Annotated in this window: 15 protein-coding genes; 6 read left to right on the top strand and 9 right to left on the bottom strand. The window is 59.8% G+C overall.

Annotation, left to right across the window (positions count from 1 at the left end):
• Nucleotides 1–58: 58 nt before the first annotated feature.
• Both ftsZ and lpxC read left to right on the top strand, forming a co-directional pair.
• On the top strand, nucleotides 59–1,201 hold the full coding sequence (ftsZ, locus tag BLP65_RS02025) for a cell division protein FtsZ (protein ID WP_092992073.1): 1,143 nt from the start codon (nucleotides 59–61) through the stop codon (nucleotides 1,199–1,201).
• A gap of 100 nt (nucleotides 1,202–1,301) precedes the next feature.
• Nucleotides 1,302–2,213 (top strand): UDP-3-O-acyl-N-acetylglucosamine deacetylase, encoded by a 912-nt coding sequence (gene lpxC / locus BLP65_RS02020; protein WP_092992071.1) that lies wholly within the window; start codon nucleotides 1,302–1,304, stop codon nucleotides 2,211–2,213.
• A gap of 54 nt (nucleotides 2,214–2,267) precedes the next feature.
• On the opposite strand, the gene BLP65_RS02015 is transcribed toward lpxC, so the two are convergent.
• Complete coding sequence (locus BLP65_RS02015) at nucleotides 2,268–2,714, bottom strand: DUF721 domain-containing protein (protein ID WP_175452397.1); 447 nt, start codon at nucleotides 2,712–2,714, stop codon at nucleotides 2,268–2,270.
• A gap of 73 nt (nucleotides 2,715–2,787) precedes the next feature.
• Here BLP65_RS02015 and BLP65_RS02010 point away from each other — a divergent pair, with 73 nt between their 5' ends.
• The 4 genes from BLP65_RS02010 (at nucleotide 2,788) to BLP65_RS01995 (ending at nucleotide 9,382) form a co-directional block, all read left to right on the top strand.
• Nucleotides 2,788–3,705 carry a M23 family metallopeptidase gene (locus BLP65_RS02010; RefSeq protein ID WP_092992067.1) on the top strand — a complete coding sequence of 306 codons (918 nt, stop codon included), beginning with the start codon at nucleotides 2,788–2,790 and terminating at the stop codon, nucleotides 3,703–3,705.
• Nucleotides 3,706–4,218: 513 nt separating this feature from the next.
• Nucleotides 4,219–6,930, top strand: a complete 2,712-nt coding sequence (gene secA, locus BLP65_RS02005; RefSeq protein ID WP_092992065.1) for a preprotein translocase subunit SecA — start codon at nucleotides 4,219–4,221, stop codon at nucleotides 6,928–6,930.
• Nucleotides 6,931–7,050: 120 nt separating this feature from the next.
• Nucleotides 7,051–8,265, top strand: coding sequence for a bifunctional glutamate N-acetyltransferase/amino-acid acetyltransferase ArgJ (gene argJ, locus BLP65_RS02000; RefSeq protein WP_092992063.1), 1,215 nt, complete (start codon nucleotides 7,051–7,053; stop codon nucleotides 8,263–8,265).
• A gap of 145 nt (nucleotides 8,266–8,410) precedes the next feature.
• A complete protein-coding gene (locus tag BLP65_RS01995) occupies nucleotides 8,411–9,382 on the top strand; it encodes a Nudix family hydrolase (protein ID WP_092992061.1) in 972 nt (323 codons plus the stop codon).
• A 394-nt stretch (nucleotides 9,383–9,776) separates the two neighbouring features.
• Here the strand turns inward: BLP65_RS01995 and BLP65_RS01990 are convergent, their stop codons facing one another.
• The 8 genes from BLP65_RS01990 to BLP65_RS01955 all read right to left on the bottom strand — a co-directional run bounded on the left by BLP65_RS01990 (nucleotide 9,777) and on the right by BLP65_RS01955 (nucleotide 17,965).
• Nucleotides 9,777–9,974 (bottom strand): DNA gyrase inhibitor YacG, encoded by a 198-nt coding sequence (locus BLP65_RS01990; protein WP_092992059.1) that lies wholly within the window; start codon nucleotides 9,972–9,974, stop codon nucleotides 9,777–9,779.
• Nucleotides 9,971–10,735, bottom strand: a complete 765-nt coding sequence (zapD, locus tag BLP65_RS01985) for a cell division protein ZapD (RefSeq protein ID WP_092992057.1) — start codon at nucleotides 10,733–10,735, stop codon at nucleotides 9,971–9,973. Before zapD ends, BLP65_RS01990 begins: the two co-directional genes overlap by 4 nt.
• A 54-nt stretch (nucleotides 10,736–10,789) precedes the next feature.
• Nucleotides 10,790–11,386, bottom strand: coding sequence for a dephospho-CoA kinase (gene coaE / locus BLP65_RS01980; RefSeq protein ID WP_092992055.1), 597 nt, complete (start codon nucleotides 11,384–11,386; stop codon nucleotides 10,790–10,792).
• A gap of 267 nt (nucleotides 11,387–11,653) precedes the next feature.
• The gene (locus BLP65_RS01975) at nucleotides 11,654–12,526 is read right to left on the bottom strand and encodes a prepilin peptidase (protein ID WP_092992053.1); all 873 of its coding nucleotides are present in this window, start codon (nucleotides 12,524–12,526) and stop codon (nucleotides 11,654–11,656) included.
• Nucleotides 12,526–13,746 carry a type II secretion system F family protein gene (locus BLP65_RS01970; RefSeq protein ID WP_092992051.1) on the bottom strand — a complete coding sequence of 407 codons (1,221 nt, stop codon included), beginning with the start codon at nucleotides 13,744–13,746 and terminating at the stop codon, nucleotides 12,526–12,528. Before BLP65_RS01970 ends, BLP65_RS01975 begins: the two co-directional genes overlap by 1 nt.
• A gap of 3 nt (nucleotides 13,747–13,749) precedes the next feature.
• Nucleotides 13,750–15,462, bottom strand: coding sequence for a type IV-A pilus assembly ATPase PilB (gene pilB, locus BLP65_RS01965; protein ID WP_092992049.1), 1,713 nt, complete (start codon nucleotides 15,460–15,462; stop codon nucleotides 13,750–13,752).
• A 209-nt stretch (nucleotides 15,463–15,671) separates the two neighbouring features.
• Nucleotides 15,672–17,402, bottom strand: coding sequence for a PglL family O-oligosaccharyltransferase (locus tag BLP65_RS01960; RefSeq protein ID WP_139181398.1), 1,731 nt, complete (start codon nucleotides 17,400–17,402; stop codon nucleotides 15,672–15,674).
• 74 nt (nucleotides 17,403–17,476) lie between these two features.
• Nucleotides 17,477–17,965 carry a pilin gene (locus BLP65_RS01955; RefSeq protein ID WP_092992046.1) on the bottom strand — a complete coding sequence of 163 codons (489 nt, stop codon included), beginning with the start codon at nucleotides 17,963–17,965 and terminating at the stop codon, nucleotides 17,477–17,479.
• Nucleotides 17,966–18,227 lie beyond the last annotated feature (262 nt).

The raw sequence follows: 18,227 nt of genomic DNA, 5'->3' as shown, positions 1-18,227 counted from the left end.
CAATAAGAAGTAGTGGGGAAGGGGCGTTGCCCTATAACCATAATCAGGAGGTGACGACATGTTCGAACTAATGGATGCACAGGCTCAGAACGCAGTTATCAAGGTCGTCGGTGTAGGTGGCGGCGGAGGAAACGCCGTGGAGCATATGGTCGTGCAGAACATCGAGGGCGTGGATTTTATCTGTGCCAACACCGATGCCCAGGCACTGATGAAGCTCTCCAACCAGACAGTGCTGCAGATCGGCAGCAACATCACCAAGGGCCTCGGGGCCGGAGCCAATCCAGAGATTGGCCGCCAGGCCGCCATGGAGGATAGGGACCGTATCCAGGAGGTCCTGGCGGGCGCCGATATGGTCTTCATCACCGCTGGCATGGGCGGCGGCACGGGTACGGGTGGCGCACCCGTCGTAGCACAGGTGGCGAGGGAGTTGGGTATCCTCACCGTGGCAGTGGTCACCAAGCCCTTCCCTTTCGAGGGTAAAAAACGCATGGCCCAGGCCGTTGAAGGCATGGAGGAGCTGAAAAAACATGTGGACTCCCTGATCACCATTCCCAATGACAAGCTGTTGTCGGTGATGGGAAAGAACGCCACCCTGCTGGACGCCTTCAAAGCGGCCAACGACGTGCTGCTGGGTGCGGTCCAGGGCATTGCCGATCTGATCACCCGTCCCGGCCTCATCAACGTCGACTTTGCCGACGTGCGTACGGTGATGAGCGAGATGGGCATGGCGATGATGGGGACCGGTTCTGCGTCGGGTGATACACGCGCCCGCCAGGCGGCGGAGGCTGCGGTTTCCAGTCCCTTGCTGGAGGACGTCAACCTTTCGGGTGCACGCGGTATCCTGGTCAACGTGACGGCCGGTATGGATATGTCGATGGGTGAGTTCCAGGATGTGGGCGATACCATTGCCGAATTTGCCTCTGAAAACGCCACGGTCGTTGTCGGTACGGTGATCGACCCCGAGATGTCGGATGAACTGCGGGTCACGGTCGTCGCCACCGGTCTGGGACCGGATGGTGCAAAATCGGAGGAGTCGGTCAAACTGGTAGTCAACCAGCAGGCCACCGGTACCGACAATGTGGATTACGATCGGCCTACGGTGCTTCGTCAGCGCGCAGCCGAAACCGCCAAGGCAAAGGCGAAAGAGGGGGATATGGATTACCTGGATATCCCGGCCTTCCTGCGCCGCCAGGCCGACTGACAGCACGGGTAGCACTTGTTTACTGTGAAAACCTCCACTAGGCACGGGATTTTCCCCATGGTATGATTCCGAGTTAATTATAAAAAATCAGGAACTTACAGTGATCCGCCAACGCACACTGAAGAACGTCATTCGGGCCACGGGGGTCGGCCTGCATACGGGGGAGAAAGTCTATCTTACGCTCAGGCCGGCGCCGATAGACTCCGGAATCATCTTCCGTCGGGTGGACTTTGAGATTCCGGTGGAAGTGGAGGCAAAAGCACGCAACGTGGGAGAGACCACCCTGTCCTCCACGTTGGTGAAGGGGGGTGTGCGGATCTCTACGGTCGAGCATCTGCTCTCCGCTCTGGCGGGGATGGGTATCGACAACGCGTACATTGACCTCTCTGCCCCCGAGGTTCCCATTATGGATGGGAGTGCCGGTCCGTTTGTGTTCCTGATCCAGTCGGCGGGCATTCAGGAGCAGGAGGCGGCCAAGCGATTCATCCGCATCAAGCGGACGGTCGAGGTCCGCGAAGATGACAAATGGGTGCGTTTCGAGCCGTTCGACGGTTTCAAGGTTGGAATGGCTATCGACTTCGATCACCCGGCCTTCAATAGCGATATCCAGCATTCGGAAATCGACTTCTCCACCACCTCCTTTGTCAAGGAAGTGAGCCGGGCGAGGACCTTTGGCTTCATGAGCCAGGTCGAGGCGCTGCGGGCACAGAATCTCGCGTTGGGCGGTAGTCTGGATAACGCCGTGGTAGTCGACGATTACCGCATCTTGAACGAAGATGGTCTGCGTTACGAGAACGAGTTCGTGAAGCACAAGATTCTCGACGCAATCGGTGATCTCTATCTGCTGGGCCACAGTCTCATAGGGGCCTTCAATGGTTACAAATCGGGCCACGCCCTCAACAACCAGCTGCTGCTGGCGCTGTTGGCGGACGAGGAGGCCTGGGAAGTCGTGACCTTTGATGAGCCGAAGAGTGCACCGATTTCCTATGTCCAGCCGCTGCCGGTCGGTTAGAGTCTGTAGCGTTTTTCCGCAGCAGCATATAAGGTTAGTTTGACAGCCTGTTCGTCAGCTGCGACCGGATGGGCGGCCGTGCCTGGCCAGCCGTTTGAGTGCGGCGCTGAGGGCCTCGTCGTCGATGGTTTCAGCCGCTGCTTCGATGCCTTCGGCGCTTTTGGCTGAAAGCTGGGCTGTATGTCGTAAGGGAACGCTTCGGTGCTCAACGGGACGTACCGTCACGCGGACGTGTCTGACGGACGCCAGATCTCCTCCGGTTTCCCGCAGTTGGGCGGGCAGTTTGGGGGCTTGCTGGCGGAGGCGGCCCGCCCACGCGGGGGAGTCCACCTGGAGGACCAGAATACCGTCCTTGAGATTGGCGACCCGGCAGTGGCCGGCCAGCTTTGTCTCCAGACAGTCGACTACCTGTTGTTCCAGTCGAATCAGCGCCCTGGCACGATCAATCGTTTGGCCCAGGCCGCCGGAAAGCAGTGATTTGAGAATTCGAAGTCGAAACACTTTGGGATCCGCGCGCCAAATCAAGCATAATAACCAATAATAAACGAACAAAGGTTACCGAGACAGGCACACTATGAATATCCTGCTGGTTTCCAAACAATCCGGACGCTCCAAATGCCTCGAGCTGGGCGGCCATGCCTTTCTTGCCCTGGTGGTTTTCGCCGTTGCGCTTCCTGTAACGGGCCTCTATGCCGGCTATCGTCTCGGGACGGAGCATGGCACCAGTCAGATTCTCGCCCAGGGTCTCGAACAGGAGATTGCCGAACAGCGGGCCCAGGTGGCGGAGGCCTCCCGCACCGCCGAGGAGAATCTCAACGCCCTCACACTGCGGCTGGGGCAGATGCAGGCCCACGTGATTCGTCTCGATGCGCTGGGGCAACGCCTCACCCGGATCGGGGGACTGGACAACGGTGAGTTCGATTTCAGTAGCCTGCCGGCCCAGGGTGGTCCCGAAGGCGATTTTGAACAGACGGCACTTTCGGTACCCGATTTCATGAGCCAACTGGATGAACTCTCTCAACAGTTGGAGAGTCGTGATCGCCAACTCACGGTGCTGGAAACCCTGCTGATGAATCGGAATCTCCAGGCTGAGGTGCATCCGAGGGGAAAGCCCATCCAGGGAGGATGGCTCTCTTCGCGCTTCGGGTGGCGTAACGACCCCTTTACCGGTAAGAAGGACTACCATAAGGGCGTCGATTTTGCCGGTAAGGAAGGCTCTGATGTGATGGCGGTTGGTTCCGGCGTGGTGACATGGGCAGGCGATCGCTACGGATACGGCAATCTGGTCGAGGTGACCCATGGCAATGGCTACGTGACCCGTTACGGTCACTGTAAGGAAATCACGGTTAACGTCGGGGATACGGTGAAAAAGGGCCAGTTGATCGCCACCATGGGCAGTACCGGTCGTTCCACCGGACCCCATGTGCACTTCGAGGTCATTCTCGATAGCAAAACCGTTAATCCATCCAAGTACCTGAAGGTGGCGGGCTAGTGGGCCATGCGGAAAAGAGTGCAACTCTCAGCCGTTCCACAAAGCCCATAGGCAAGGCGCACGAGCGCAGGACTAGCGGGCCTAATTTATGTGCAGGGATGCACGAATGCCGCGAGCGCATGGATGCGCAGGAGCGGTCAAGCGAGTGCAACGCCGACTATGGGCTTTGTGGACGGCCCGGAGGGAGCCCCGCCAAGGAGCCAATGCTGCGTTGCACTCCTTGGAAAGGACTCGCCATTCCCTGCGTAACGCGCCTTGCCTTGGCTCCTTGGCGGGACTCTGAGTGTCACACTCTTTTCCGCATGGCCCACTCGTTCTGTCAACACGTAAAACTGCAAGTCTGGTGCAGACCCGCCCGATCATCGACCGCCCGGGGAATTTTGCTTCCGTCAGGGTATCTAAAGTGTGCGCGCCAAACTGCGCAAAACCATCCGCCTTCGCTAAAATAGTCTGCTTTGGCCCGGTCGACACGGCTGAGCGCAAGGATCCAATTCGGAGCAATCCGGGACGTTTATGGTCACCAACATGTTGAGCAAGATTTTCGGCAGCCGAAACGAGCGGCTGCTCAAGCGCCTGCGCAAGGATGTCGCGCGCATCAATGGCCTGGAAGCGGAACTCGAGGCGCTCTCTGACGAGGCACTTCAGGGTAAGACGCCCGAGTTCCGGCGGCGCCTCGATGAGGGAGCCAGTCTCGACGATCTGCTGCCGGAGGCCTTCGCGGTGGTGCGTGAGGGGGCCAAGCGGGTCCTCGGCATGCGCCACTACGATGTGCAGCTGATTGGCGGCATGGTGCTGCACCTCGGCAAGATCGCCGAGATGAAGACCGGCGAGGGCAAGACCCTGGTCGCAACACTCGCCGCCTATCTCAATGCGCTGCCCGGAAAGGGCGTACACGTGATCACCGTGAACGATTACCTGGCCCGACGTGATGCCGCCTGGATGGGCGGCCTTTACGGCTTCCTGGGTCTGGAGACCGGGGTGGTGGTGCCGGGCATGGACCACGAGTCCAAGCGCCACGCCTATTTTGCCGATATCACCTATGGCACCAACAATGAATACGGCTTCGACTACCTGCGCGACAACATGGCCTTCAAGCCGGAAGAGCGGGTTCAGCGGGAGCGTCCCTTCGCCATTGTCGACGAGGTCGACTCGATCCTTATCGATGAGGCGCGCACACCCCTGATTATTTCGGGGCAGGTCGAGAACAGCTCTGAACTCTACCATCGCATGAACCAGTTGGTCCCCGAACTGACACGACAGGAAGAGGAAGAGGGGCCGGGCGACTACAGCCTCGACGAAAAGGCGCGCCAGGTTCATCTGACTGAGCAAGGGCACGAACACGTCGAGGTGATGCTCACCGAGGCGGGATTACTGGAGGAGGGTGAAACCCTCTATGACGCGGCCAACATCGGGCTGATGCATCATCTCAATGCCGCCCTGCGCGCCCACGTCCTGTTCCAGAAAGATGTTCACTATCTGGTGAAGGACAACCAGGTGGTGATCGTCGACGAGTTCACCGGCCGGACTATGGCCGGACGGCGCTGGTCTGATGGCCTGCATCAGGCGGTCGAGGCCAAAGAGGGAGTCCCGGTACAGAGTGAAAACCAGACCCTCGCGTCGATCACCTTCCAGAACTACTTCCGACTCTACGACAAGCTGTCTGGCATGACCGGTACGGCCGACACGGAAGCCTACGAGTTCCAGCAGATCTACGGCCTCGAGGTGGCGGTGATCCCCACCCACCATCCGCTGATCCGCAAGGACATGGGTGACCTGATCTACCTCACCCAGCAGGAGAAGTTCGACGCCGTCATCGAGGACATCAAGGACTGCCACCAGCGTCAGCAGCCGGTTCTGGTGGGTACCACCTCCATCGAGGTCTCGGAGTACCTGTCGCAGCTCCTGAACAAGGCAAAGATTCGGCACGAGGTGCTGAACGCCAAGCAGCATGAGCGCGAGGCGGAGATCGTCATTGCCGCCGGTATGCCCGGCGCGGTTACCATTGCCACCAACATGGCGGGTCGCGGTACCGATATCGTCCTGGGTGGTAATCTCAGCGCTGAACTGGATGCGTTAAGTGACGAGGCAACGGAAGAGCAGAAGGCCCGGGTGCGCGAGGATTGGCAAAGGCGCAATCAGTCCGTGCTGGAGGCCGGAGGCCTCCATATCATTGGTACGGAGCGCCACGAATCGCGGCGTATCGACAACCAGCTGCGTGGCCGTTCCGGGCGTCAGGGCGATCCGGGTTCAACCCGCTTCTATCTCTCGCTCGAAGACAATCTGATGCGGATCTTCGCCTCTGACCGGGTGGCGGGGATCATGCAGAAGCTCGGCATGGAGGAGGGCGAGGCCATCGAGCACCCCTGGGTCTCGCGCGCCATCGAGAATGCCCAGCGTAAAGTGGAAGGCCATAACTTCGATATCCGCAAGCAGCTGCTGGAATACGATGATGTGGCCAACGATCAGCGTAAGGTCATCTATGAGCAGCGCAACGATCTCATGGCGCAGGATGATATCTCCGAGTCCATCGAAACCCTTCGGGAAGACGTGCTCAACGAGGTCATCGACGGCTTCATCCCGCCGCAGAGTATTGAGGAGCAGTGGGACGTTTCGGGCCTGGAGGAGGCGCTGGAGAACGAGTTCGGGCTGAAATTGCCCATCCGCCAGTGGCTGGATGAAGATGACGACCTGCATGAAGAGAACCTGCGCCGGCGCATCCTTGAAGAGATGATCGCCCGTTACAAGGAGAAGGAGGAGCTGGCGGGTAGCACGGTACTGCGCCACTTCGAAAAAGCGGTCATGCTGCAAGTGCTCGATACCCACTGGAAAGAGCACCTGGCGGCAATGGATTACCTGCGCCAGGGTATTCACCTGCGTGGCTATGCCCAGAAAAATCCCAAGCAGGAGTACAAGCGCGAGGCCTTCACGCTGTTCGACGAAATGCTCGGGCGCATCAAGCGGGAAACGATCGGCGTACTCTCCAAGGTTCAGGTGAAAGCCGAGGAGGATGTGGCGGCCGTCGAGGAGCAGCGACGTGCGGCTGCCAAGATGGAGTTCCAGCATGCCGAGGCCCCCGCCATGGCCGACACCGGCGCTTCCGAGCCGCGCGATACCGAAGAGGAGCACCGCCCCTTCGTTCGTGAAGGCCGGAAGGTCGGGCGCAATGAACCCTGTCCGTGCGGCTCCGGCAAGAAATACAAACAGTGCCACGGGCAGTTGAGTTAGCCAAAAGACTTCACTGTAAAAAACTCTTCGTTGTGACTCCAGCGCGGGTTGCGAGCGAATCGGGTTTCCCGGCTCGTTTTGTACCGTTACGGTGAAGTCCTGCAGGATTAAGGAGAAATCATGGCTGTCGGTTACCAAGGGCTGCCGAAGCTGCATCCGGTGGGGGGCGTGCGCCTCGGTACAACCGCTGCGGGCATCAAGAAACCCGGCCGCCCGGATCTGGTCCTGATTGAATTGGCTCGCGGCGCTACGGCGTCAGCGGTGTTCACCCGCAACGCCTTCTGCGCGGCACCGGTCATCCTTGCCCGCGAGCACCTGTCGGCCCGCGAACCCTCCTACCTTCTGGTGAATACCGGCAACGCCAATGCCGGCACCGGAAGGCAGGGCCTTGTCGACGCGCAGACCTGCTGTGAAGCGGTTGCCTCCCGTGGGGGCTGCGAAGCCGCTGACGTCCTGCCGTTCTCGACTGGCGTGATCGGCGAACCGCTGCCGGTCGCGACCCTCACCCAAGGCATTCCCGCTGCCTTTTCCGCTCTCGTGGCAGAGGGTTGGGCGAACGCCGCCGATGGCATTCTCACCACCGACACGGTCCCGAAAGGGTCTTCCCGGCAGGTCGAGATCGGCGGTCGACCCGTGACCATCACCGGGATCTCCAAGGGCGCCGGGATGATTCGGCCGGACATGGCGACCATGCTGGCTTTCATCGCCACCGATGCGGTCGTTGAGCGGGACGTTCTCGATGGCCTGCTGAAGCGGGCCGCCGGCCTCTCCTTCAATCGCATCAGTGTCGATGGGGACACCTCGACCAACGACGCCTGTGTGCTGATGGCCACCGGCGCCAGCGGTGTGAAACCCGAACCGGGAAGCGACGATTTCGAGACCCTCGAGACGGCGGTGACCGCGGTCTGCCGGGAACTGGCGCAGCTCATCGTGCGCGATGGCGAGGGCGCCACCAAGTTTATCGCCATCAAGGTGGTGAAGGGTCGCGACCAGAAAGAGTGCACGGATGTGGCCTATACCATCGCCCACTCACCACTGGTGAAAACCGCTTTCTTCGCCTCGGACCCGAACTGGGGCCGGATCCTCGCTGCCGTCGGCCGGGCCGGAGTCCCGGACCTGAACCTGCAGGCCGTCACCATTCACCTGAATGAGGTCTGTATCGTCAGCGATGGGGGCCGGGCAGCGGATTACGAAGAAGCTAGGGGCCAGCTGGTCATGGATCAGGAGGAGATTACCATTCGCGTCGATCTCTCCCGCGGCTCGGCCGAGGCGACGGTCTGGACCTGCGATTTCTCCTATGACTATGTCCGTATCAACGCCGAATACCGAACCTGATGTCGCGCCTGGGACAATCTCAGCCGAGCAACAGCGGCCATTGGTAGGTAGGAGGCGCGCCCCCGCGGCGATTCCGCAACGCTCTGTCGCGGCGCGGAAGCATAATCTTTCCACCGGGGTCCGCCCCGCGGCGAATGCCACCTGAATGCAAACCCCTGATTACTCCCGTTTCCTTCATGTCGCCGCAGCGGTCATTTGTGACCAGGCGGGCCGCATCCTGATCGCCCGCCGGGCCGAGCATCGCCATCAGGGGGGACTGTGGGAATTCCCGGGCGGCAAGATCGAGCCCGGTGAAGCCGTGGGGAGCGCCCTGCAGCGGGAGCTGGATGAGGAACTGGGTGTTACCATAACCGACGCCCGCCCGCTCATTCGAATCCCCCACGATTATGGCGACAGACAGGTCCTGCTGGACGTCTGGCGGGTCGATGGCTTCGAGGGGGTGGCCCACGGGCGGGAAGGTCAGCCGGTTGCCTGGGTGTGTCCGGAGGCGTTGAGCCAATATGCATTCCCGGCGGCGAATCGACCGATTGTCACCGCGGCACAGCTGCCCGATTTGGGACTGATCACGCCGGACCCTGGCCGCCCGGCGGAATGGGGGGCGTTCCTCCGGAAGTTGGAGAGCCGCTTGAATGGCGGGATTCGCCTAGTTCAGCTGCGGGCCAAAGCGTTACAGCCGAGCGCCTTTCGGGCACTTTCGGAACAGGTCGCCGCTCTATGCCACCGATTTGGCGCTCACCTGCTCCTCAACGGTCCGGTGGAGTCCGCTGAAGCCATTCCTCACGCCGGTGTGCACCTGAACGGGGCCAGGCTGCGAGAGCTCACGGAGCGGCCTCTGGGACCGGAAGGTTGGGTATCCGCTGCCTGTCACGACCTGGAGGAGCTGGAGCGGGCGCTCTCGATCGGGGTGGACTTCGTGTTCGTGTCGCCGGTCCTCCCAACGGCGAGTCATCCCGGGGCGCCAACCCTCGGTTGGGAGGGCCTCAGGGTCCTCTGCAAGGCGAGCCGTGTGCCCGTCTATGCACTGGGGGGACTCGGACCGGCCGATCGCCAGCGTGCCTGGCAGTCCGGCGCACAGGGCATTGCCGCCATTCGGGCGCTCTGGAATCCCATCCGTTGAATTTTCTAGCTCCCTAGCAGTATCTGCGAGCACCGCCGCTCCGCGCCTCCGAATCAACAGCGAAGGGGAACACGGGGGTCGGGGGGTAAAAACAGGTTGTCCTATTTTTTCTTTCCCGTGTGCCCGTGGTTCGAACATCGTTTGGGCTTGCCAGGAATGTAGGATGGGGTGAGCCCGCGAACCCCATCAAGAAACAACCGTATGCGAACCAATGATGGGGTTCGTTTTATTCACCCCATCCTACGGATTTCTCTGCATGCGAATGGAAACCACAGGCAACCACGGAGTAGAAACAGGTTGTCCTATTTTCTCTCCGTGTGCCCCGTGTTCCCCGTGGTTCGAAACCGTAATGGCGCTAGCGGCCGATATGCGGGAGGCGGGCGCGGGGGATGCCTTAGTGGGAACCCGAATCGGGTGGCCGATCGGTGATCTCCCAGGGGTCGACCGGCTCGCCGGGAATGCGGTGATCCTCGTCGGACCAGGCGCCGAGATCGATCAGCTTGCAACGTTCCGAGCAGAACGGCCGCCACTTCTGTTCCGGCTCCCAGCGCACGGGACGGCCGCAGGTCGGGCAATGAACGGTTTGGGTCATAGGCTGCAGCAACTCAGTTGGAAATCGATATACTCATGAACTTGGACCGGTCGGCCCTCGCCGGGTTGCATGAAACGGATCGTGAACCGATGTTTTCCACCGCTGACCTCGGGAAAATGGGGCTGTTCTACGGGAACGCGAATGCGGATCAGCTGATAGGGCAGACTAGCGCTGAGCGACTGCCCGTATGCCCCGCGTTCAGCGGTTCTGGGGTGGAAGTCGGCGCTGTTGCGGATCAGCTTCAGCAACAGCTCCACCGGCTGGCGTACGGCATCGAGATTGGCGGACCAGCGCTCGAGGTCCCGGTGACGGACTTCGGCGGGCTGTTCCAGCCAGTAGTGGTATCCGGGCAGGTCGAAATCGCACGCGCCTCCCGGAATGGTGGTGCGCTGACGAATGCTATTCAGGAATTCACTGTCGCGCAGTTCCTGCCCGAGCGGACCCGGATAGCTGTTGAGGTTTCCGCGCAGTCGCTCAAGCGCCCGCAGGATATTGCCTAGCCGCGCATGGTCCACATCCGGGTGCTCCAGATGGGGCTCCAGGTTGACGGTGGCCCGTTCCATCTCTTTCATCAATTCCGTCTTCAGGTCACCGCGGCCAAATACGTCGAGGATCTCCATGAAGGTCACGATGGTTGTACGGCTGTCCCAGGGTGACTGGCCGCGCAGGAAGTGACTCACCTGTTTGAACAGGTGCTCGAGTCGCAGCAGATTGCGGACCTTCTCGTTGACCGGATGTTCGTAGGTAATGGCGTTATGCACGATATCGGCAACAGGGCGGCAGTCCGCCTCGAAGATGAGTGAACATTAGCGGATTTAATTTCCGGCAAGTCGCAGGTAGAAACGATGCAGATCGTGGACCTGCTGGCGGAGTTTGTCCAGCGTCCCACTGTTCGGGATTACATCGTCCGCGACGGCAAGTCGTTCTTCGCGGGATGCCTGGCTGGCCAGGATCGCACGCGCCTGCCTCTCATCCGTGTCATCCCTGGAGATGGTGCGCTGGAGCTGGAGCGATGGCGGACAATCCACCACCAGAACCCGATCGACCAGTCCCTGCCAGCCTTTCTCCACCAGAAGCGGGATCACCAGGATCGCATAGGACTTCTGCACGCTTTCGGCCCGACGAATCATCTCGTCGCGAATCGCGGGGTGAAGCAGCGATTCCAGTTGCCCCCGTTTATCCGGATCCGCAAACACCTGCTCGCGCAGACGGCTCCGGTCCAGTGAGCCGTCGCAGTGGAGGAGATCCTTTCCGAAAGTCCTGACTACTTTGGTGAGCAGGGGAGAGCCCGGCGCCACCAGCTCGTGGGCGATAATGTCCGTGTCGATGACGGGAACACCGGCATCGGCAAAGATGCGGGCCACTGTAGACTTGCCGCAGCCGATTCCCCCCGTCAGTCCCACCCGCAGCATGCTAATGGTCCATGCGGGAAGTAGTGTAACACTCAGCCGGTCTCACAAGCGCTCTGGGCAAGGCGCAGGAGCGCAGGATTGGCTGTAGCCAATTCAAGTGACTGCAACGCAGCCGAGGGTGCTTGTGAGCCGGCCCGATGGGAGCCCCGCTAATGGGCCAATGCGGCGTTGCGCTGCTTGAAAAGGGCACGCCATTCCCTACGCAGTGCGCCTTGCCTTGGCCCATTAGCGGGGCTCTGAGTGCGACACTACTTCCCGCATGGACCATCAGATCGCGAAACGCAGGTAGGCACGGGTCAGGTCTTCGCCCCACAGCAGGGCCAGCCAGCCCGCAGCCGCCAGATAGGGACCGAAGGGGATCGGTGTGCCGCGTTCGTGACCCCGGAACAGGATAAGACCGATCCCGACTGCCGCACCGACTACCGAAGAGAGGATGATGATCACCGGCAGGGATTGCCACCCTAGCCAGGCACCGAGCAGGCCCAGCAGCTTGAAGTCGCCGTAACCCATTCCCTCTTTGCCGGTCGCCAGGCGGAACAACTGGTAGACGCTCCAGAGCGAAAGGTAGCCGGCCGCCGCACCGATGATCGCCGTCGTCGGTGGAACGAAGACCCCCGCCAGGCTCAGCAGCAGCCCCAGCCACAGCAGCGGCAGCGTGATATCGTCGGGCAGCAACTGATGGTCGAGATCGATAAAGGTCAGTGCGACCAGCCCCCAGGTCAGCAGAAGGGCGAAGCCCGCCTGCCAGCCGAAGCCGAAATGCCAGGCGGTCACTGCGCTGAGGATGGCGGTAGTGAGCTCAACCGCGGGATAGCGCGCGGAAATTGGGCCCTGGCAATGCCTGCACCGCCCTTTCTGAAACAGGTAACTGAAAAGCGGAATATTCTCCAGGGGGCCGATGCTGTGCCCGCAGTGGGGACAGCGGGACGCCGGCCGTGCCAGATTGAAAGGCTCCGAATCGGCTGGGGCCCCGGTCTCACCGACCAGTTCCTGGCAGTGCTGCTTCCAGGCACGCTCCATCATCACCGGCAGACGATAGATGACCACGTTGAGGAAGCTGCCGACGGCAAGGCCCAGGATGAAAACGGCACCGGCAAACAGCGCCGGATAAGCCGTGAAATAGGTGGCAATTTCTCCCATCAAACGACCTCACCCATCTTGAAGATGGGCAGGTACATGGCGATGACCAGTGTACCGATAAGGACACCGAGAATGGCCATGATGAGCGGCTCGAGCAGGCTGCTCAGCGAATCGACCGCATCATCGACCTCCTGTTCATAAAAATCCGCGACCTTGCCGAGCATCTGATCCACCGAGCCGGCCTCTTCGCCGATGGAGGTCATCTGCACCACCATGTTGGGGAAGACATTGGTATGGGTCATGGCATCGGTAAGTGAGGTACCCGTGGAGACTTCGTTGCGCATCGCCAAAACGGCATTACCGTAGACCACATTGCCCACGGCCCCGGCGACCGACTCCAGCGCTTCCACGAGCGGGACGCCCGCGGCAAACATGGTCGACAGCGTGCGGGCATATCGGGCGATGGCCGCCTTGTTCAGGATATCGCCGATTACCGGTATCTTGAGTGAGATCTTGTCCATCGCCTCCTGGACGGCGCGTGATTTCTTCTTGGCCTGTACAAAGGCGTAAATGAGGAGACCGGTTGCCCCGAAGATTGCCCACCACCACTTCTGGAAAACCTCGGAAAGTCCGATAACCGCTAGCGTCAGGGCGGGAAGCTCGCCACCGAAACTGCTGAATACATCTTCAAATACCGGGATGACGAATATCAGAAGGATGGCGGTAATGATAAAAGCGACGGCGAGTACTGCAGTGGGATAAAAGAGTGCTTTTTTGACCTTCGATTTGATTGCCTCCGTCTTCTCCTTATAGGTCGATATCTTGTCCAGCAGGTCCTCCAGGATGCCGGCCTGTTCGCCGGCATGGACCAGATTACACGTTAACCGATCGAACTGATCGGGATGCTTTTGCAGCGCAGCCGCCAGGTTGTTGCCGCCCTCCACATCCGCTTTAATCGCCCCGACCAGCTCTCGCATACTGGGGTTTTCGTGCCCTCGTCCGATGATCTCGAAGGATTGTACGAGCGGAACTCCGGAGGACATCATGGTCGCCAGTTGCCGGCTGAAGAGGGCGATATCCTTGGGGGTAATCTTCTTTTTGGATTGTCCCCCGAACAGTGGTTTCGGTTTCTTCCGGACCTTGGAAGGATTGACGCCCTGCCGCCGAAGATTCGCCTTGACCAGAGTCACGTTGCGGCCTGCACTCTCTCCGCTGACCCGTTTGCCACTGCGATCGGTACCTTCCCAGATAAAGGTGTCCTGCTTGGCAGCTTCAGCCATAGTTTAGTCCTTCGTCACGCGGTTAATCTCTTCAAGACTGGTTATGCCGTCCTTGATCTTTTTCAGACCCGACTTCCGCAAGTCCGGAATACCTTCCTTGTCCGCCTGATCGGCCAGATCCATCGCCGTGCATCCCTGCATAATCATTCGGCCCATCTCCTCGGAAACCGGCATCACCTGATAGATGCCGACCCGCCCTTTGTAGCCCTTGTTGCAGCGGTCACAGCCAACGGCCCTGTAGGGGGTGAACTTGCCGATCTCTTCCGGGGCAAAGCCTTCCTGCAGGAGCGTCTCCTTTGGAATATCCTCGGGCTGCTTGCAGTGGTCACAGAGTCTGCGTCCCAGTCGTTGGGCAATAATGAGACTGACTGCGGAGGCGATGTTGTAGGGGGCGACACCGATGTTCATCAGGCGGCCCAGTGTCTGCGGGGCATCATTGGTATGCAGTGTGGAGAGCACCAGGTGGCCGGTCTGTGCTGCCTTGATGGCGATCTCCGCCGTTTCGATATCGCGGATCTCGCCGACCATGATGACGTCCGGATCCTGGCGGAGAAAGGCCTTTAGTGCCGATGAGAAGGTCAGTCCCACCTTGGGATTGACATTCACCTGGTTGATTCCGGGCAGATTGATTTCGGCCGGGTCCTCGGCCGTGGAGATATTGACGTCCGCGGTATTGAGAATATTGAGACCGGTGTAGAGCGAAACGGTCTTACCGGAACCGGTCGGCCCGGTGACCAGAATCATTCCGTACGGCTTGGCCAGGGCGTCCAGGTACAGCCGCTTTTGCTCCTCCTCGTAGCCGAGTGCGTCGATGCCGAGCTTTGCGCTGGAGGGGTCGAGAATACGAAGGACGATCTTTTCGCCATAGAGGGTCGGGCAGGTACTGAGACGAAAGTCGATAGCGCGGTTCTTGGAGAGCGTCAGCTTGATGCGGCCATCCTGGGGGATGCGCCGTTCGGAAATATCCAGGCGGGACATGACCTTGAGGCGGGCGGAGATCTTGTTGGCCAACTGCACCGGCGGTTTCGCGACTTCGCTGAGGATGCCATCCTGCCGCAGCCGCACGCGATAAATCTTCTCGTAAGGCTCAAAGTGAATGTCCGATGCTCCCTTGTTAATCGCATCCAGCAGGATCTTGTTGATGAAACGCACCACCGGCGCATCATCCACGTCCGAATCGGCGCTATCCTCTTTCTCCTTGTTGTCCTCGGCGGAGATATCGAGATTATCCAGGTCCTCATCGCCCAGGTCGGACAGGCTCGTATCCGTGGCGTTCAGGGCCGCTTCGATTGTGCTACTGAGTTTGTCCTCCTCCACCAATACCGGCTCGGTATTCATCCCGACATGGAACTTGATTTCATCGAGGGCGTTGAGATTGGTGGGGTCGGAAACCGCGACAAACAACCGGTTGCCGCGTTTCAGCAGAGGAAGGGCGTGGTGATGGCGGATCAGTTTCTCTTCGACGAGCTTGATCACATCCGTGTCGAGGTCCATCACCCGGAGATCGAAGACCGGAACCCCGAATTCCCTGGCCGCCACCATCGCGATTTCACGGGCACTAACAACGCCGTTTTCCACCAGATAGGTGGTCAGCGGCATCCGTTCCTTGCTCGCCTGCTTCAGGGCGCTTTCGGCATCCGATTCTGTCAGTAAGCCCTCACTGACCAGCTTTCGAGCCAGTCCGCTAAGCGCAATCTTTGCTGTAGAAGTTACCATTGACTAGCTGCCGAATCCGCAAATAGTGCCAATACTACGTTGATACCGGGAAAAGGTTCAATCAAACGAGAAACGGTCGCCGAATAAACCCGGGAGCTGTCCTAGCATTTCTGTAGAGGACAAGTCTTGCATGTATGTTGCTACAGGTTTGTGTTGCCGTTCACGGACTGTTTCAACAGCTGATGCCAGGCGATAGTGCTCTGGCGATATTAGTCGGGGAGCTTGACCTGTGAAAGGTTGGGGTACTGGTGGACTGCCGCAGCCCAACTCGCCTTGGCACTGTCCCGCTGACGGGGGTGCAGCTTTTCCAGCAATAGAAGTTGATGTGCGGCTTCGGTGTAGCGTTGGTTGAGAGCTAACGCCAGGGCATAGCGAAACAGAGCCGGTGGATGGGGGTATCGGTGGGCCACGCGGCCCATCCACGCGATTTGTTCGGCCGTCATGTCGGCATAAGCTTCCGTGCGGGCGTAGCGGGTATAGGCCGAGAGTTGCGTGAGAATCTTGGCAGGGGTGGTCTGATCGGCGGGTTTTCGGGCTTCGATCCCGATGCCCTCAAAGCGCATGTGGCGAAAATCCGCCTCCAGCAGTCGGTATTCGGAAACCACGAGAACCAACGCTAACCCGCTTGCCAGTAGCACCGCCGGCTTGCTCCAGGCGGGCATGGCCATACCTCGGATATCGACCGAGCGATCGACGATGCCGGCGCAAACCCCCAGAGGAAACAGAAAGTAGGTGTATTCCAGCGGAAACTCCAGCATGCCGTGTGTAAACACGGCCATGAGCACCAGTAAGCCGAACCAGCTCTCCAGGTTCTGGCGCCGCTTCATTCGCGATAGGAACCATCCCCCAAGCAGCAAGAGTATCGCCCCGCCCACCAGCAAACCGTTCCAGAGCAAAAGGTCGAGCGCAATATTGTGGCTGTGCTCGACCATCACCGAGGGCCCGTGGTCGCCGGCCACGGCGACTTGAGCCAAGGTCACCTGATTCCAGCCGTAGCCGAACAGTGGTGCTCGCACTGCAGCATCCAGGAGCTGGAGCCAGATCGTCGGCCGTAGTCCGGATTCCGACCGTATCTGCAAGGATGCTGCGGGAGCCCCCGAAGGCACTGAGTTGAGGTGTATGGCATCGGTGAGGACCGGCCAGATAAACCACAGGGAAACCAGGACGGCAAAGCCAGTGGTAATCTGCAGGCTGGATAGGGTGATGCCTACCTGTCTGCGCTGCAGCAGGGTCCAGCCGAGGATGACCAGCCCGATGATCAATGGGGTGCGCGATGCGGTCATCGCGATACCCGCAAAAAGCAATAGGGAGCATAGAGTGACGACCGGTCGGCCCATGTGGCCCCGGGCGTTCAGGTAGATCGCGGCGGCGAGCCCCAGGCAGAACAGCGTGGCTAGATTGTTGGGCTGGGCCAGATTGGCGGACGGACGGCCGCGTGGTGCGATATCGACCAGCCAAACCCCCAGGTTCAGATGGAGCCACTGGGCTGCGGCCAGAAACAGGGACAGCAACGCGCCGATCAAAAAGACCCATGCCATTGTCCGGGCAGTGACTTCACGGTTTTCACCGGCAAGGGCGAACCCCACCGCATAGGCGAGTGCCAATCCGGCCAGATAGAGTGACGCGGTCCAGGCATCACCGGAGAAGGTGATCAAACCGAACCCGTATTGAAGGGGAGGGATTGCAGCGAGCAGTAGAAGCGCAAGAACCCCGCGCGGGATCCGAGTACCTACCTGATGATCGTTCGAATGCGAAACACCGGTGAAGGTAGCAACGGCCAGCATGACCAGCGCAACGGCCGCAATGAATTCATTGTAGAAGGCGCTCCAGGGCAGGTAGTGGTTGGGAATCAGCCAACTGGTAACCATCAGCAGGCCGGCGAGCGCAAAGATATAACGGCGAGCCGGAAAATGCTGTGAAGCTCGATCAATGGTGTGCATGGTGTCGCGGAACCGTTTGAAGAAAAACAAAAACCCCTCAGAGAGGGGTTTTTGCTTCGTGCTAGCCTAAGGGCCTAACTGCGGCAGGAGCCCGGCAGATACTTCTTCGGAACCCCATCGGACGCGGCCGGACCACAAGTCCACTTATAGACCGGGGAGCCGAGATGGCCGGAGGTGGTAGGATCCTTCGTGGTGGAGTCATCGTGATATGGCGTCATCTCGATCTTCTTGTCATCGATAGCGGTGTCGCCGAAGTTATCAGCAGTCACGATCACCTTGCCGTTGGCATCAGTGTCTACCGATTTTACGTATTTCGATGGTGCTGTGCCGGAGGTGCTTTCGCAACCCCAGTTGCTTGCACCAGGGCTGGTCGTGCCATCCATGGTTTGATAAACCTCGGTAATCGCCGTGCGGCAGGTGCTGCCGGCGAGGACCACTTCGGACATTTTGGCCCGAACGGTGTAATCCTGGTATGCCGGCAGCGCGACGGCGGCCAGAATGCCGATGATCGCGACGACGATCATCAGTTCGATCAGGGTGAAGCCCTGTTGTACGTTCTTCATGAATTCTCTCCTCAGACATTGAATAGCGATTCCGCAAACTTTCCGGCCATGGTGTTGTTTTTTCTGGGCCGGGACTCCTTTGAAAGTTATGCAGTTACTGTGCCAATCACCTATGGCGTTTCCAGCACCATGAATGTGCATTGTTAGGGAAAAAGAAATTGTGCGGTGGGTCACATCGCGGCACTTTGCTGCGGCTTTTTCATCGGTGTCTCTTTCGACCCCTGCGGGGGGGGGCCGGGAAAGGGGCAGAAAAAGGTGTAGG

This window comes from Thiohalomonas denitrificans (assembly GCF_900102855.1).
GTDB classification, from domain to species: domain Bacteria; phylum Pseudomonadota; class Gammaproteobacteria; order Thiohalomonadales; family Thiohalomonadaceae; genus Thiohalomonas; species Thiohalomonas denitrificans.
This window is presented reverse-complemented; position numbering and strand designations above follow the sequence as displayed.

Coding starts and splice junctions, on each gene's coding strand:
- BLP65_RS01995 (WP_092992061.1), top strand. CDS start 8,411: ATGCAAACCCCTGATTACTCCCGTTTCCTTCATGTCGCCGCAGCGGTC.
- BLP65_RS01975 (WP_092992053.1), bottom strand. CDS start 12,526: ATGGGAGAAATTGCCACCTATTTCACGGCTTATCCGGCGCTGTTTGCC.
- pilB (WP_092992049.1), bottom strand. CDS start 15,462: ATGGTAACTTCTACAGCAAAGATTGCGCTTAGCGGACTGGCTCGAAAG.
- secA (WP_092992065.1), top strand. CDS start 4,219: ATGGTCACCAACATGTTGAGCAAGATTTTCGGCAGCCGAAACGAGCGG.
- ftsZ (WP_092992073.1), top strand. CDS start 59: ATGTTCGAACTAATGGATGCACAGGCTCAGAACGCAGTTATCAAGGTC.
- BLP65_RS01990 (WP_092992059.1), bottom strand. CDS start 9,974: ATGACCCAAACCGTTCATTGCCCGACCTGCGGCCGTCCCGTGCGCTGG.
- BLP65_RS01970 (WP_092992051.1), bottom strand. CDS start 13,746: ATGGCTGAAGCTGCCAAGCAGGACACCTTTATCTGGGAAGGTACCGAT.
- BLP65_RS02010 (WP_092992067.1), top strand. CDS start 2,788: ATGAATATCCTGCTGGTTTCCAAACAATCCGGACGCTCCAAATGCCTC.
- coaE (WP_092992055.1), bottom strand. CDS start 11,386: ATGCTGCGGGTGGGACTGACGGGGGGAATCGGCTGCGGCAAGTCTACA.
- argJ (WP_092992063.1), top strand. CDS start 7,051: ATGGCTGTCGGTTACCAAGGGCTGCCGAAGCTGCATCCGGTGGGGGGC.
- BLP65_RS01955 (WP_092992046.1), bottom strand. CDS start 17,965: ATGAAGAACGTACAACAGGGCTTCACCCTGATCGAACTGATGATCGTC.
- BLP65_RS01960 (WP_139181398.1), bottom strand. CDS start 17,402: ATGCACACCATTGATCGAGCTTCACAGCATTTTCCGGCTCGCCGTTAT.